This window comes from Rhizobium sp. TRM95796, from assembly GCF_025779995.1.
In the GTDB taxonomy this organism is placed as follows: domain Bacteria; phylum Pseudomonadota; class Alphaproteobacteria; order Rhizobiales; family Rhizobiaceae; genus Rhizobium_E.
The window spans coordinates 1-15,525 of record NZ_JAOXHE010000016.1 but is presented as its reverse complement, the minus strand read 5'-3'; the positions used below and the strand labels follow the sequence as shown (position 1 = coordinate 15,525).

Annotated in this window: 12 protein-coding genes; 4 read left to right on the top strand and 8 right to left on the bottom strand. The window is 64.8% G+C overall.

Going from position 1 to position 15,525, the window contains the following annotated elements; genetic code table 11:
- Positions 1 to 26: 26 nt before the first annotated feature.
- Positions 27 to 920, bottom strand: a complete 894-nt coding sequence (locus OCK01_RS24520; protein WP_263826223.1) for a LysR family transcriptional regulator — start codon at positions 918 to 920, stop codon at positions 27 to 29.
- A gap of 126 nt (positions 921 to 1,046) precedes the next feature.
- On the opposite strand from OCK01_RS24520, the gene OCK01_RS24515 reads away from it, so the two are divergent.
- The 4 genes from OCK01_RS24515 to OCK01_RS24500 all read left to right on the top strand — a co-directional run bounded on the left by OCK01_RS24515 (position 1,047) and on the right by OCK01_RS24500 (position 7,357).
- Entirely contained in the window at positions 1,047 to 2,630 is a 1,584-nt protein-coding gene (locus OCK01_RS24515) for a proton-conducting transporter membrane subunit (RefSeq protein ID WP_412179066.1), read from the top strand.
- 3 nt (positions 2,631 to 2,633) lie between these two features.
- Positions 2,634 to 5,048, top strand: coding sequence for a DUF2309 domain-containing protein (locus OCK01_RS24510; RefSeq protein WP_318530259.1), 2,415 nt, complete (start codon positions 2,634 to 2,636; stop codon positions 5,046 to 5,048).
- A gap of 75 nt (positions 5,049 to 5,123) precedes the next feature.
- Positions 5,124 to 6,392: a glycerate kinase gene (locus OCK01_RS24505; RefSeq protein WP_263826222.1), complete on the top strand. Its 1,269-nt coding sequence runs from the start codon at positions 5,124 to 5,126 to the stop codon at positions 6,390 to 6,392.
- A gap of 92 nt (positions 6,393 to 6,484) precedes the next feature.
- A complete protein-coding gene (locus tag OCK01_RS24500; RefSeq protein ID WP_263826221.1) occupies positions 6,485 to 7,357 on the top strand; it encodes a ribokinase in 873 nt (290 codons plus the stop codon).
- 16 nt (positions 7,358 to 7,373) lie between these two features.
- On the opposite strand, the gene OCK01_RS24495 is transcribed toward OCK01_RS24500, so the two are convergent.
- The 7 genes from OCK01_RS24495 to OCK01_RS24465 are packed head-to-tail and all read right to left on the bottom strand — an operon-like array spanning position 7,374 to position 15,461.
- Positions 7,374 to 8,924 carry a trimethylamine methyltransferase family protein gene (locus OCK01_RS24495; protein ID WP_263826220.1) on the bottom strand — a complete coding sequence of 517 codons (1,551 nt, stop codon included), beginning with the start codon at positions 8,922 to 8,924 and terminating at the stop codon, positions 7,374 to 7,376.
- Positions 8,925 to 8,969: 45 nt separating this feature from the next.
- Entirely contained in the window at positions 8,970 to 10,526 is a 1,557-nt protein-coding gene (locus tag OCK01_RS24490; protein ID WP_263826219.1) for an ABC transporter substrate-binding protein, read from the bottom strand.
- Between the two features lie 30 nt (positions 10,527 to 10,556).
- A complete protein-coding gene (locus tag OCK01_RS24485; protein ID WP_263826218.1) occupies positions 10,557 to 11,543 on the bottom strand; it encodes an ABC transporter ATP-binding protein in 987 nt (328 codons plus the stop codon).
- A complete protein-coding gene (locus OCK01_RS24480; RefSeq protein ID WP_263826217.1) occupies positions 11,540 to 12,385 on the bottom strand; it encodes an ABC transporter ATP-binding protein in 846 nt (281 codons plus the stop codon). Before OCK01_RS24480 ends, OCK01_RS24485 begins: the two co-directional genes overlap by 4 nt.
- Positions 12,382 to 13,287 carry an ABC transporter permease gene (locus OCK01_RS24475; RefSeq protein WP_263826216.1) on the bottom strand — a complete coding sequence of 302 codons (906 nt, stop codon included), beginning with the start codon at positions 13,285 to 13,287 and terminating at the stop codon, positions 12,382 to 12,384. The genes OCK01_RS24480 and OCK01_RS24475 overlap by 4 nt, the downstream gene beginning before the upstream one ends.
- A gap of 1 nt (position 13,288) precedes the next feature.
- Entirely contained in the window at positions 13,289 to 14,233 is a 945-nt protein-coding gene (locus OCK01_RS24470; RefSeq protein WP_263826215.1) for an ABC transporter permease, read from the bottom strand.
- Between the two features lie 58 nt (positions 14,234 to 14,291).
- The gene (locus OCK01_RS24465) at positions 14,292 to 15,461 is read right to left on the bottom strand and encodes a CocE/NonD family hydrolase C-terminal non-catalytic domain-containing protein (protein ID WP_263826214.1); all 1,170 of its coding nucleotides are present in this window, start codon (positions 15,459 to 15,461) and stop codon (positions 14,292 to 14,294) included.
- Positions 15,462 to 15,525: the final 64 nt, after the last annotated feature.

Genomic DNA, 15,525 nt, shown 5'->3' with positions numbered 1-15,525 from the left:
GTGAAACCGTCGGTATCCATTTTTGGTCATGTCCCGATCGTGCGCTCCAGTGCGGGTTCCAGGAGCGGGCCGATCAGCGGGTTGGGGAAGCGGCGTTTGACCGTCACGGCGTAGAAAGACTCGATCATTCCGGGCAGGGCGTCGAATTCCACGAGCGCGCCCGTTTCGAGTTCACCCTTCACGACGATCGGCGGCAGCACGGCGAGGCCCGCGCCCTCACGCGCCAGGAGGCGCATCATCGCCATGTCGTCGACTTCTGCAGCCACCTGCGGGGTCACGCCGAGGCGCGTCGCCAACGCCTCGAATTGCGTGCGCACGCCGCTTTCGAGCGTGGGCAATATCACCGGATGAGAGGCCAATAGATCCGAGAGTTTCGCGCCCGGTTCGCCATAGGATGGTCGGCCGACGAGGCTCACCCGCTGTTGATAGATATGCTGGGCGATGAAGGGCGTGGTGGCTTGGGCCATGGGCGGCTGGTTCAGAAGGACTATGTCGAGATTGAGTCCCTCCAACGCGCCCAACAATTCCCCGGCGCTGCCCGAACGCAGGATGATGTCTACGTCCGACCGGCCGAGAATCGGACGGAGAAATTCGATCTGGAAGTTGCGCGACAGCGTCGCGAGCGACCCGATGCGGATGGCGCGTCGAGTTCGCCCGGTCTCCTTCAGGGTTTCGACCAGTTCTTCGCCGGCGGAGAAAATCGTGTCGGCATGATCGAGCGCGATCCGGCCGGCTTCGGTCAGAAACAGTTGCCGACCCCTGCGTTCGAAAAGCGCGTGTCCCAGGCGTTCCTCCAACTGCTTGATCTGGATCGACAACGCCGACTGCGACAGGTTGAGGCGCTCCGCCGTGCGCGTCAGGTTCCCGTCATGGGCGACGGCGCGAAAATAGCGCAGATGATGATAGTTCAGTTCCAGCATAGATCTATTTTATAGAATGAAATTGCAGAAACAATGAATTTTTATTGAGGAACTTCGCCTGATAACAAAGCCGTGAATTTGGCCTACGCCGCCGTCCGAGGCTGGGCTTTTGATCGGAGCGTTTTCATGATCCATGCTTTGCCAATGCTCGCGCCGTTGTTTTTCGCGGCAGCTTCCGTGTTCGCGTTCATGTCTCCCGGGCGTCGTCCGCGAAGAGCAGTCCGCGCCGCTGAGATCGCAGCCGTGTGTTCCATAATAGTTGTTACCGCTTCCGCGCTCGTGATCGGCAGGTATGGGGCCGGGACCAGCCCCGCCATTGGCATCGGTTATGTCACGCTCTCTGCTCGCTTGGATCTCGTCAGTCTTGTTATGCTCGCCCTCGTCTCTTTCGTCGGTTGGGCGGTGCTTCGTTTCGCAGGCGTCTTTCTCGACGGCGAAGCCCGGCAAGGGCCATTCACCGGCTGGATGACGGCGACGCTGGCTGCGGTCCTGTTGCTGGTTCAGGCGGGCTCGCTGCTGATGCTGATCATCGGCTGGGTCGGCGCCAGCCTGCTGTTGCATCGGTTGCTGTTGTTTTATCCGGAGCGGCCGGCTGCGCGGCGAGCCGCGCGCAAGAAGTTCATCGTCTCGCGCTTCGGCGACGCGGCGCTGATCGGTGCAGCCGGGCTCTTGGCCGTTTCCTTCGAAACCGGAGACATCGCCACCATTCTGGCGTCCGCGCGGCAGGGGCCAGGACTACCGCTCACGGTCTGCGCGGCCGCTCTCTTCGCACTCGCCGCGCTCCTGAAGTCCGCGCAATTTCCCACCCATGGCTGGCTGACGGAGGTCATGGAGGCGCCGACGCCGGTCTCAGCGCTCCTGCATGCCGGCGTCGTCAATGCCGGCGGCTTCCTGCTTATCCGTTTTGCCGATGTCATGTTGCAGGCGCCCGGCGTGCTGGCGGTGCTGGTCATGGTCGGCGGGTTCACCGCGCTGTTCGGCTGCTTGGTGATGCTGACCCAGCCGGCGGTGAAGACGTCGCTGGCCTGGTCCACGGTCGCGCAGATGGGCTTCATGATCCTGCAATGCGGTCTCGCCCTGTTTCCGATCGCGCTGCTACACATCGTCGCCCACTCTCTTTACAAGGCGCACGCCTTTCTGGCGTCCGGCTCGGCCATCGAACGGGTCGCGTCCATCCGCCGGCCCGGCCCGGTGGCGATCCCCGACGTAAAGGCCGTCGGTCGCGCCTTCCTGCTGGCGCTTGCCATCTACGCAGTGATCGGCCTGCTGTTCGGCTTCTGCCATATGTCCCCGCAGGCGATGGCGCTCGGCGCCATGCTGATCTTCGGCGTCGCCTATCTCATCGCGCAGGGACTGGCCGATGCGGCCCCTTGGGCGCTGACCTGGCGGACGACGCTCTATTCGATTGCCGCCGCCACAGCCTATTTCGGGCTTCACCGCCTGTCGGACTTGCTGATGCATGGCGTCTTGCCGCCCCCGCCCTCGCCCGGGCCGCTCGAATGGTCGCTGATGCTCTTGGCCGTCGTTTCCTTCGGCGCGGTGGCGGTGGCGCAGTCGCTCTTCCCGCTCTGGGCTTATCACCCGGCCGCCGCTGGCCCCCGCGTCCATCTTTCCAACGGACTCTATGTCAACGCCCTCTTCGATCGCCTCCTCGGCGGTTGGTCCAGCTCTCGCTTGCTCTCCGCTCAACCCGCTATTGCGAAGGATTGACCCATGGCCGACACTTCTTCTTTCGACACGTTGCATGGTCAGGCGCTGTCTCGCGCGGCGGACAAGGCCGTCAGGGCGATCCCGCCGGCCTGGCCGCTCACCGCGACCGTCGCCGTCAATCCCTTTCTCGGCCAGTCGACTGAAAACTTCGAAACGACCGCCGCCCTCCTCTCGCGCATCGGCGGCGTGCGCCTCGCTCTGCCCCGCAAGCACTATGCCGACAAGGTCGCTGCGGGCGACATCACGGACGACGATCTGCTGGCGGCGCTTCACGCCTCCAGAGCCGGGTCGGACCTGGATCTCGCTGCGCTCAAATTGGCGCTGACTGTCGAGCCGAAGCCGATCTCCGCTTTGCCCACCATTGCCGAACTCGCGGCCCGCGCTGCAGGAAAAGATTGGCCGGCGCTGGTGGCGGACCGGATCGGCGCTTTCGCCGCCGGCTACTTCGATGAGGGGCAGGCGCTTTGGGCCGCCTCGCGGCGCAATGGCCTCTATGCCGCCTGGCGCGCATTCGCCATGCATGACCTGACGCCGGAGATCCTCGGCCTCAAGGGTTTTGGCGGACATGTTTCCGACACGCCGGAAACGCCGCAGGCGGCGATCGAACGCGCCGCCGTTTCGCTCAGCCTCGGCGCCGAGCCCGGCTCCTATTTCCACCAATTGTTGCTGACCCTTGGCGGCTGGGCGCAATATGCCCGCCATATCCAGTTCAAGGCGGAAATCTCAGGCCTGAGCGACACGACGCCGCTCGAACTCCTCGCCATCCGCCTCGTCTTCGAAGAAGCCCTCTATCTCCGCCACAGAAGCGCAATCGAGGATGAGTGGCGCAGGGTTCGGAAGACCCATGCCGAGCCGGCGAGCCCGGATGCCGACACCCGCATCGACGCCGTGCTGCAACAGGCCGCCGAGAGGGCTGCGCAACGCAAGCTGGCGTCCTTGCTCGCCGCCCCCTCCCAAGCCAAAGTCGCCGAGATCAGGCCGATGCTGCAGGCCGCTTTCTGCATCGACGTGCGTTCGGAAGTGTTCCGGCGCGCGCTCGAAAGCGCCGATAGCGGCATCCGCACTCTGGGCTTCGCCGGCTTCTTCGGCCTCGGCGCCAGCCATAGGGGTTTTGCCTCCGACGTGTCGGAACACCGCTTGCCTGTGCTTCTAAAGCCGTCGGTCTTCACCTGCGCCGAAGTCGATCGGGACAAGGATGTGGACAGGCAGGCCCGCTTCACCGCGCGCGGCCTTCGCGCCTGGGGTCGGTTCAAGCTCGCGGCCGTCTCGTCCTTCGCCTTCGTCGAGGCGATGGGGCCGGTCTATGCGGCCAAACTCCTGCGCGACGGTCTCGGCTTCGGCAAGGCCAAGCGTCCAGATACTGCCAAGCCGCGCTTCTCTGCGAGCCTCGATTTCGACCAGCGCGCCGGCATTGCGGAGACCGTGCTGAAGGCGATGTCGCTGACGGAAGGCTTCGGCCGCTATGTGCTGATCGCTGGCCACGGCGCCAACACGGTCAACAATCCCTATGCCAGCGCACTGCATTGCGGCGCCTGCGGCGGCTATGCCGGCGACGTGAATGCGCGTCTCCTGGCGGATCTCCTTAATGATCGGGCCGTGCGCGAACGGCTTGCCGTGAAGGGTCTCCGCATCCCGCCGGACACAGTTTTCCTCGCCGGTCTGCATGACACGACCACGGATGCGGTCACCCTGTTTGCCGATGATGTCGAACCGGCGATCGCGGCTGAAGACCTCGCGCGCATCCGACATTGGCTCGCTCTCGCGGGACAGCTGACACGGGCCGAACGGACCCGGAAGCTGCCGCGCGCCAAAGCGAGCGATGTGATTGCCCGGAGCCGCGACTGGTCGGAAGTGCGGCCGGAACTCGGTCTCGCCGGCTGCCGCGCCTTCATCGCTGCGCCGCGGTCGCGTACGGCGGGCCGGTCGCTCGACGGGCAGGTCTTCCTGCATGATTATGTCTGGCGGAAGGACGAGGGCTTCAAGATCCTCGAACTGATCCTGACGGCGCCGGTGGTGGTGGCGAGCTGGATCAGCCTGCAGTATTTCGGTTCCTCGGTTGCGCCCTCGCTGTTCGGCGCCGGCAACAAGCTGTTGCACAATGTCGTCGGCGGCGTCGGCGTGGTCGAAGGCAATGGCGGAAACCTGCGCGCCGGTCTGCCCTGGCAATCCGTGCATGACGGCGAAGCCTTTGTACACGAGCCCTTACGTCTGACAGTGGCCTTGGAAGCGCCGAAGGAGGCGATTTCGGAGATACTGCAGCGTCATCCGAATGTCCGCGCACTGTTCGACAATGGTTGGCTCAGTCTCTTCACCCTTGATGACAGGGGACAGATGGCCTGGCGCTACGACGAGAACCGGACTTGGGTGGAGTTCTCTCCTGTAGCCGCCGGAACCGCCCGGGTCAGGGCCGCCGGCTGACGGGAGATGCGGGCGCCGAGCATGCGACTCAGATAAACAGGCCTCATCCCATCTCATGCGAAGGGCGGAGCCAGCGTGATCGAGCATCCCGGAGACTTCCTGAAACGGCTGTTTGACCGGGCGGTGGAGGTCGCCGATCCCATGCGCGCCCTCGCCGCCTTCCTGCCGCCGAAGCCGCAGGGCCGCATTCTGGTCGTCGGGGCCGGCAAGGCCAGCGCCCGGATGGCCGAGGCGGTCGAGGCGGTCTGGGGGCCTTGCGAGGGTCTGGTTATCACCCGCTACGGCTATGGCCGTCCCTGCCAAGGCGTCGAGATTGTCGAAGCGGCGCATCCGGTGCCTGACGAAGCCGGGCTCCAAGCGACGGCGCGGATGCTGGAGCTGGTACAAGGCGCATCGGAAGCAGATTTCGTGCTGGCGCTGATCTCAGGCGGAGCGTCGGCGCTTCTGGTGCAACCGGTCGACGGTGTGACGCTTCAGGAAAAGCAGGCGGTCAATCAGGCGCTTTTGGCCTCCGGCGCGCCGATCGACCGGATGAATACGGTGCGCAAGCATCTGAGCCGGGTGAAGGGCGGACAACTTGCGGCGGCGGCCTATCCCGCCCGCATGCTGGCGCTTCTGCTGTCGGATGTGCCTGGGGATGATCCCGCCTTTATCGGCTCCGGACCAACGGTCGGCGATCTGTCGACGCCGGCCGATGCGCGCGCGGCGCTGGAGCGCTGGAAGGTCGGCGTGCCCGCCTCCGTCGAGCAAGCGCTCAAGGGCCACTCGGGCGTCGTTGCCCCTGAAGACGTGAGGCTATCTCGCGTCGACAACGTCATCTTCGCCGCGCCGCGGCAGTCGCTGCAGGCGGCGGCCGATCTCGCTTCCGAAAGCGGCTGCGACGTTCGCATTCTGGGCGATGCGCTGGAGGGCGAAGCACGCGATGTCGCTGCCGAACAGGCGCGCCTCGCCCTGCAAATCTGCGCCTCTCTGAAGCCTGGAGATGCGCCCGTCCTGCTCCTGTCCGGCGGCGAGCTGACGGTAACGCGCCGTGGCGGTGGTGTCGGCGGGCCCAATGCGGAATATTGCCTCGCTCTTGCTCTGGCGCTCGGTGGCGCGACTGGCATCCATGCGCTCGCCTGCGATACCGACGGCGTCGACGGCGCGGCGGAAGTCGCCGGCGCATTGGTCGATCCCGATATATTGGCTGACGCCGAACAGGCGGGGCTCGACGCGGCCAAGGCGCTGGCGGAGAACGATGCGCACACTTTCTTCGGCGTGATCGGCCGTCAGGTCGTCACGGGGCCGACTCTCACCAATGTCAATGATTTCAGAGCCATCCTCATCGAGCCCGGCGCTGGTTGACGCGATTTCCGGTCTGTGGATGTTGAACTGAAGGCGGCAGTCGCGCACAACAAACTCATTGCCGCCATGTCGAAGCGAAAGGACGAGATCCCATGAGTTCCAAGCCGTCGGTGGTTGTGCTCGGCAGCCTGCATTACGACATCATGGTCTATGGCCCCGACCGTCCACGCAAGGGCGAAACGGTCACCGGCCGCGCCTGGGAGCCGAAATGCGGCGGCAAAGGCGGCAATCAGGCTGTGGCCGCCGCCCGCGCCGGCGTCGCAACGGCCATGATCGGGGCGGTCGCCGACGACGCCTTCGGCAAGGCGCTGATCGACAATCTCGAACTGGGCGGCGTTGACCATCGTTTTGTCCGCACGCTCGAAGGCTCCGGCAGCGGCATGAGCGTGGCGATCTTCGATTCAGACGGCGATTACGGCGCGGTGATCGTCTCCGGCAGCAATCTCGCTTTGGGACAGGCCGATATCGACGACGCCGCCGCCCTCTTCACGAATGGCGCTGTTCTGGTGTTGCAGAACGAAGTTCCCGAAGCCGCCAACATCGCCGCCGCCAAGGCCATGCGCAAGGCAGGCGGCGCGGTCATCCTGAACGCCGCGCCGGCGCGTCCGCTGTCTGCGGAGATGACGGGGCTCGTCGATGTCCTCGTGGTCAACGCCATCGAGGCCGAGCAGATCGGCGGCTCAGCCGTGGTCGATTCCCTCCCCGGCGCGCTCGATGCGGCCAAGGGGCTGGCAAAACGCTTCCCTGCCGTCGTGGTGACGGCTGGCGGCGATGGCGTCGCCGCCGTCGCGGACGGCGAAGACTACGCGATCGAGGCGATCAAGGTGAAGCTCGTCAGCACGCATGGCGCCGGCGACGAATTCACCGGCGTTCTCGCAGCAGAAATGGCGCGGGGCGCGGGCTTCGAGCAGGCTCTGCACAGCGCCAACCGCGCGGCGGCGGAACTGGTGAGCAAGGAGAGATGATCGGACCGAGGTCCGATCAGGCCGCGTCGAGTTGGCCGCGGCCAATCTCTTCTTTCCGGCGCGCGACATAGGCTTCCAGTTCCTCTCCGACAGCGGGATCCAATGCCGGCTGCTGATAGGTTCTGAGCAGCTCCTTCCAGATGGCGTTGGCGCGTTCCGTGCCGCTGCGAGCGCCCGTCTCGGACCAAGTCTCGAAATTGCGCCAATCCGACAGCATCGGCTCGTAGAACGCGTTTTCGAAACGGGCGATCGTGTGCGGCGCGCCGAAGAAATGGCCGCCGGGGCCGACATCGCCGATTGTCTCGACGGCGCGGGTGTCGGCGTCGACCTGCAGCGGATCGAGGAAGCTGCGCATCATCTGCAGCATTTCGGCGTCGAGGATCAGCTTTTCGAAGGAGGCGGTCAGCCCGCCCTCCAGCCAGCCGGCGGCATGTTCGATGAGATGCGCGCCGCCCATGATGGTGGACCACAGCGACATGCCGCTTTCATAAGCCGCCTGGACATCGACTGTATTCGAGGCCGTGACATTGGAAGAGCGGAAGGGAACACGGTATTTCCGCGCCAGTTGGCCCGAGGCGATCTGCGCCTTGGCGTATTCCGGCGTGCCGAAGGCCGGTGATCCCGTGCGCATGTCGACATTCGAGGTGAAGCCGCCATAAAGCACCGGCGCGCCCGGCGCTGCGATCTGCGCCAGCGTGATCAGCGCGAGCGCTTCGGCGTTCTGCTGGGTCAGCGCGCCGGCGATCGTGACCGGGCTCATGGCGCCGGACAGCGTAAACGGCGTCATCGCCACCGGCTGGCCGGCCCGCGCCATGGCCAGAAGCCCCTCCCCCATGGGAATATCGAGACGGAGCGGCGAGTTGGAGTTCACCACCGTCAGTGTCGCCGGCTTCCGGCGCAACTCATCCCGGCTCTGGCCGAGCGCGATGGCCAGCATGTCCAGCGCGTCTTCCACCCGATAGCGGCCGAGCGCCCAGCATTGCCAGGACTTGTCGGTCAGCCGGATGGCCGCGTCGTAGAAATCGAGATGGCGGCTGTCAGGATCGAGGTCTGTGGGCTCACAAGGGCAACCGCCTTCCTGATGAATGACATTCAGGCTCTGGACGACTTTGATATAGTCGCACATGTCGCGATAATTGCCGGCGCGGCGGCCGCGATCGAGATCGGAGACAAAGGCCGGGCCGCCGGTGGCCGCGAAAATCAGGCTGCCGTCGCCAACCCGGAGATCGCGGGCGGGATTTCGGGCCTGCAAGGTGAAGGACGACGGCGCGCTGCGGATGATCTCTTCGATCATAGCGGGATCGAAGCGCACCCGCTGGCTGGCTTCGTCGACATTCGCGCCGGCCGCTTTCAGAAGCTTTCGGCTTTCGCCATGCATCACCTCCATGCCCGTCCGGGCGAGTAGATCGAGCGAGGCGAGATGGATGGAGTGGACCTCGTCCTCGCTCAACAGCGCGATCGGCGGATAGCGATTGACGACGCCGCCAAAGCCCATCTGCCTGATGCCGCCCGCCGTTCGTCTCGCCTCGCGGCGTCCCGCCTGTCGCGTCATGGTCTTCTCCTGCATCAGAGGCTCCTCTTTCAGTGAAGAGGAGCCGTATCGGGGTTAAGGTCAGGCTTTGGCGAAGCGGGTGACGTCGAGATAGCCGTCTGCCAGGATCATCGGCCTCAGCCCGTTGCGCGCAACGGCGGCGAAGGTTTCATGGGTCAGGAAGACGAAGCCGCCGGATTGCTCCATCAGATCCTGCATCTTCTTGTAGATGACGTCACGCTTGACCGCGTCCGTCTCGGCCACGCCCTCCTGATAGAGCATTTCGAAGTCGGGATTGTCGAATTGCGACCAGTTGTAGACGCCGATCTGCGAGGGGCGGAACCAGGTGAGATTTTCGGAGGGATCGACGCCGCCGGCGAAATTCATCAGCACGATCTCCAGCGTCTTCCACTGCTCGCCCGAACTCTTGTCGCCGACCGTCCAATAGACGCCGTCATCCAAGGCCTTGATCTCGACGGTGACGCCGATCTGGCCGAGCAGCGCCTGGACGATCTGGCAGGTGAGCTGGCTGGTCTTGTCGTTCTGGCAGATCAACTCCACCGTCAGCTCCGAAACGCCGGCCTCTTCCAGAAGCGCCTGCGCCTTTGCGGCGTCGGCGGGATAGAGGATTGCGTCGCGATGACCGGTCATCCCCGGCGGGATCACGCCGGTGGCCGCCTTGGCGAGGCCGGAATAGCTGCCCTGCATGATCTGCTCGACATCGACGGCATATTGGATCGCGCGGCGGACGCGTTCATCCTTGAGTTTCTCATTGTTGACGTTGATGGCGAGCCACAGAAAGCGGTTGCCATCCATCTCTATCAAGTCGGTATTCTCAGGCAGCTTATCGCGATAGGCGGCGAGCGTGTTGAGGCTGATCTTGGCATAGTCGATCGCCTTGGATTCATAGGCGAGCGCGGCCGCCTCGTCGTCGGTGACGATCTCGAAACGGATTTTCGGGAAGGCCGGGGCTGGTCCCTTCCAGCCGGGATTGAGGGCGAGCGTCAGATTCTGCTTCGGCGTCCATTTTTCGATCACATAGGGGCCTGACGTCGCCGGCGCTTCTGTGGTGAATTTGCCGCCCGCCTTTTCCACCGCTTTGCGGCAGACGATCTTGCCCATGTAATAGGGCATGGTGGTCAGCCAGAAAGGGGCTGAGGGCGCATTCAGCTTGATGACGCCGGTGCGTTCGCCTGTGACCTCGACCTTGTCCATGGCGTCGAAGGCATAAGCCCAGGCCGAGGCGTTGGCGGGATCCTTCACCCGTTCGAAGGAGAATTTCACGTCGTCGGCGGTGACGGGGCCATGGCCGCCGGTCCATTCCAGCCAGTCATGCAGCTCAAAGCCGATTTCGGTCGGCGACAGTTGCTTGAGCTCCTTGGCGGCGTAGAGATCCCATTTCGTGCCGCCGCGGACATCGCCGAGCCGGTTGAGCGACAGAAACAGCGCGCGGCCGACCTCCTCTTCAAGAAGACCATTCTGGAAGGCGGGATCGAGCACTTCGATATCGGAGGCGCCGCGGATCACCAGCGTGTCGCCCTCGACGGCGTAGGAAAGGCCGGGTCTCAGCGCCAATGCGCCGGCCGCCGCCGCTGCGGTGTGAAGGAAATGCCTGCGATTCATCATCAGTCCGGTCATGATCGTTCCCTCTTTTGTGATGCGATGCGGTCAGCCGTCTCCTGACGCCGGTGGCGTGAGCGGAGTGTGGCAGCGGATACGGTGGTCGTCGGAGAGCTGGGTCTCCACAGGCGCTTCGGTTCGGCAGCGGTCTTGCGCGAAGCGACAGCGCGGATGAAATTCGCAGCCTGTGGGACGATGCAGGAGGCTCGGCGTTTCGCCGATCACCGGCGGTTCGGTTCGCCGCTTGCGCGGGTCCGGCGCGGGTTCTGCGGCCAGAAGCGCCTGCGTATAGGGATGGCGCGGGGCGGCGAAGATCTCGCGCGTCGGCCCTGTCTCGACGATGCGGCCGAGATACATGATGGCGACGCGGTCGGAGACGCGGCGCGCGACGGCCAGGTTATGCGTGATGATCAGGAAGGCCGAGCCGACATTGTCGCGGATGTCGAGAAAGAGATTGAGAACGCCCGCCTGCACCGAGAGATCGAGGCCGGCGGTCGGCTCGTCGGCGATGATCAGCCGCGGCGTGACTGATAAAGCCCGCGCCACCGCCGCGCGGCGCGCCTGTCCGCCTGAGAGACCATGCGGAAAGCGTTCGAGCAGATTGCGGGTGAGACCGGCTTTCGCGGCGATCTCCGCGATCGCGTCCCGGCCGGTATCGCTGCGACCGGCGATATGGCGCGGCTCGGCGATGATCGAGCCGATTCGCTGGCGGGGGTCGAAAGAGGTGACCGGGTCCTGAAATAGAAGCGCCGCCGCCTTCCGTAGACGTCTCACGCTCGCCTGTGATTTCGGAAGCGCTTCCCCATCGAGCAGGATCTCGCCGCCGGACGGGTTCATCAGGCCGACCAACGTGCGCCCGAAGGTCGATTTGCCCGAGCCGCTTTCGCCGACCATGGAGATGATTTCGCTGCGGCCAATATCCAGCGACACGTCCCGGAGGATATCGAGTGTCTGGCCCTTTAAGAATGGCAGGCGGCTCTTGCCGGGAACGGAAACCGAGAGGGAGCGCGTTTCAAGGATTGGCGTCGCGGTCATCGCGCCGCCTCCATCGTCTCATCCCAGGTGATGGCCGGAAGCCGCTTGGCTTCGTCGTCGACCAGCGACAATTCGCAGGCGAGCAAAGCGCGGGTATAGAGATGCCGGGGTTCCGAAAAGATCTGCTCGACAGGCCCCTCCTCCACGATCCGGCCCGCCTGCATCACCGCCACGCGGTCGCAGATTTCGGCGATGACGCCGAGCTGATGCGAGATCATCAGGATCGCCACGCCGGTTCTCTGGCGCAATTCGCGCATCAGATGCAGGATCTGCGCTTCCATGGTGACGTCGAGCGCGGTGGTCGGCTCGTCGGCGATCAGAAGCGCCGGCTCGCACATCAGGGCGGCGGCGATCGAGACGCGTTGCAACATGCCGCCCGAGAGTTCGAAGGGATAAGCGTCAAAGCGCGCTTCGGGGTCGGAAATGCCGGCGTCCGCGAGGGCTGCGATGATTTTCGCCCGCTTCTGGCGTTCTGTGGATGTGCGGTCACGCCAGAGGAAATCCGTCAGTTGCCGGCCGATCCGGTGCAGCGGGCTGAAGGTCGCCATCGGATTCTGGAACACCATGGCCGCCGCCGGCCCGCGCAGGCGGGCGAAATCGCGCTCCCCGGCCTTGAGCAGGTCGACGCCGGCAAGCTGCATGCGGTTCCCGCTGATCTCGGCGCTTTTGGGCAGGAGGCCGAGAATGGAATGGGCGAGCGTTGATTTTCCCGATCCGCTTTCGCCGATCAGCCCGACCACCTCGCCGGGCGCCACTCGGAGACTGACCTCGGACACCGCGCGCGCGACACCGCTATAGGTGATGCTTACCTTGTTGATGTCGAGCACTGGAGCGTCCGTCATGTCGACCGCCTCCTGGCGAGCTTGGGATCGAGCGCGTCGCGCAGGGCCTCGCCGAAGAATGTGAAGCCGATCGTGGCGATGATCAGCGGCAGGCCGCCGGCGATCACCGGCACCGGCGTCTTGCGCAGCACGGCGAAGCCATCGCTGAGGATATTGCCCCAGCTGGGGATCTGCGGCTTCACGCCGAGGCCGAGAAACGAGAGACCCGCTTCGAGCGTGATGATGGTGGACAGATCGAGACAGGCGAGGATGAGCAGTGGACCCACCGCATTGGGCAGCAGATGCAGGAAGAGAATGCGCGGCGTGCTGGCGTTCATCGCCTGCTGCGCCTTGATGAAATCGAGCGATTTCAGGCTCAGCACCTGTGCGCGCACCAGCCGGGCATAGCTCGGAATGCAATAGAGGACGATGACGAGGATGACCGTGCCAAGACCGGGGCCGAGCAGCACCACGAGCGTCAGACCGAGCATGATCATAGGCAGCGAGGAGAAACTGTCGAAGACGAGGATCATCAGCGCGTCCAGCCAGCGCGGCCCATAGCCGGCGATCAATCCGAGCGGCAGGGCTGCTGCGAGCGCGATGGCGAGCGCGGTCAGCGCCACGCTCATCGCCGTGCGCGTGCCGATCACCACGCGCGAAAAGAGATCTCGCCCGAGCTGATCGGTGCCGAGCCAATGCGCCCAGGAGGGATCGGCAAGCCTCTCCTTCACATTGATGGCGGTGGCCGGATAGGGCGCGAGCCAGGGGGCAAACAGCGCCGTGAAGACGACCAGCAACACGAGCGCCGCTCCGATAAGGCCGAGCGGCGTCGACAGGACCGAGACTAGCACCGCCACGATCCGCGCCAGCGCGCCGGGCTCCTGATGTCTGTCCTCGGTCCGGGCGCTGGCGATTTCGGCCATGTCAGAGGGCGCTCCTGACGCGGGGATCCAGCGCTGCGGCAAGGAGATCGGCGATGATCATGCAGGCGACATAGAGGGCTGAGGCGATGAGCACAGCGCCCATCACCACCGGATAATTGCGCGACATCACCGCGTCATAGGTCAGTTTGCCGAGGCCCGGGCGGGTGAAGACGATTTCGGCGAAAACCGAGCCGGTCAGCAGTCCGCCAAAGCCGATGGCGATCACCGGCAGAGCCGAGAGAAAGGCCTGCCGCAGCGCGTAGCCATAGACGATGCGGCTTTCCCGGACCCCGAAGGCCCGCAGCGTCCGGACATGGCTCTCGCCGAGCGCTTCGATCATCGCGGCGCGCATGATGCGGGCGACATAGCCCACCCAGCCGATGCCGATGGCGAAAGACGGCAGGATCAGCGCACGGATCTGCGACAGGGGATCGCCCGCCTCGCCTGCGCCGATCGCCGGCAGCCAGTGCAGCGTTACGGCGAAGAACAGCAGCGAATAGAGCGCTACGACGAAGGATGGCACGGCGACGAAGCCGACCGAGAACAGGCCGATCAGCCAATCCTGCCAGCGGCCATGGTGAACCACGGCGACGCAGCCGAGCAGCGTGCCGAGCGCCACCGCCCAAATGAAGCTGCAAAAGGCGAGCGTCACCGTGTAGGGCAGCGCTTCCATGACGATATCCATCACCGGCCTGCGGCTCCAGACATCCTGTCCGAGATCGAGATGGGCAAGGCGCAGAAGATGGGCGGCGAGTTGCTCGATAAGCGGTTTGTCGAGGCCCATCATCGCGCGGAAGGCTTCGCGCATTTCCGGCGTCGAGCGTGGTCCGAGCGCCACCACGGTGGGATCGCCGGGGATCATATGCAGCATCAGGAAGAGCAGAATCGAGACCAGCAGCAGGATCAGCCCGCCAAGCGCAACGCGGCGGATAATGAAGGCGGTCATGACGTCGCCCTCCCCCAGCCAAGGCGCGGCCCACTTGCCCGCAGGCTCCTCAACGGGGCTAGAGATGATCCCGATCGATCCATGCCTTGCCCTCCCTGGTGAAAATTGTCTCGTTCTTCTCCCGCGCCTCGACGCGCCATTGCAGATGGAACTGCGTCGCCGTCGACCTCAGCGTCACCTGCGAGGTCGCCTCGGCGTCGCATTCGCCGCTTTTGAAGCCGAGCGTCCAGCCGGTTTCCAGTCTGGCCGAAAGCGGATCATCCTCGGTGATCGCCATGACATCGCGCACTGCGGACCAGGTCTCGATGCCGCGATCCTCAAGCCGCTGGCGGCCGTAATCGCTGTCTAGCGTCAGCGTCTCGCACCGCTTTCCCGCGTCGATTGTCACAATGCGGCTGTCATGCGTCTCGCGCAACTCGGTCGCTGCGACGGGCGGGGACATTTCGGCTGGCTCGAAGGCGATGTCGCCGTCACCGGGTTGGGCGGCGCGGACAGGGAGCAAGAGCGCTGAGGCGCCGGAGGCGAGCGTGAAAGTCGGCATCTCCGGCGCAGGCCAGAGAATAGGCCAGTGCTGGTTGGAGAGAACCAGCCGGAGGCGGTTGCCGCGCGCCAGCCGCCGGCCGCAATGATTGAGCTCAAGCAGCGCTTTGACGGGTTCCCCGGGCTCAAGCGGCGTCGGCGCCTCGCGGCTCTCCCGCTGGCTCAAATTGAGTGCGCCCCAGGTGATCAATGTGGACATGCCATCGGGCCAGATCTCGCAGAGCCGGGCGACGATGGTCGCCTGCGGCCGGTCCGAGGCCAGTTCGAGGTCGACCACGGCTGCGCCGAGCAACACGAGATCGTCTTCGAGTTCAGCCGTCTCAAAACAGAGCCCCAGCCCATCCTCGCGGCGCTGATCGCCCGCCATATCGGGAACTTCGCCGCCATAGCCGCCGTAACGCCCGCAATCGCGGCCGGCGGTGACGGGTGATTTGAGCCGCATGACGGGATCCGTCGCCGGCTCCATGGCAAGCCCATTGGCGTTGAGATAAAGCCGCTTCGTCTCAACCGATGGCGTCGGCCAGCCGGGTTCGCCGACCCATTGGCCGGGATGGTCGGGATAGAAATGCGCCGGCCGGTGCGGATCCTTGATCAGCACGGTATAGGCGGGTTCTTCCATGATGCCGGTGTCTTCGCCGACCAGCCAATGCCTCCACCAGCGGATCGCCTGTTTAAGAAGCTGCCTCAAAAAGAGGTGGGTGATTTCAAGAGGTTATGATTCCTTCGGATTTGCAAGATTCGATGGAGTTCAC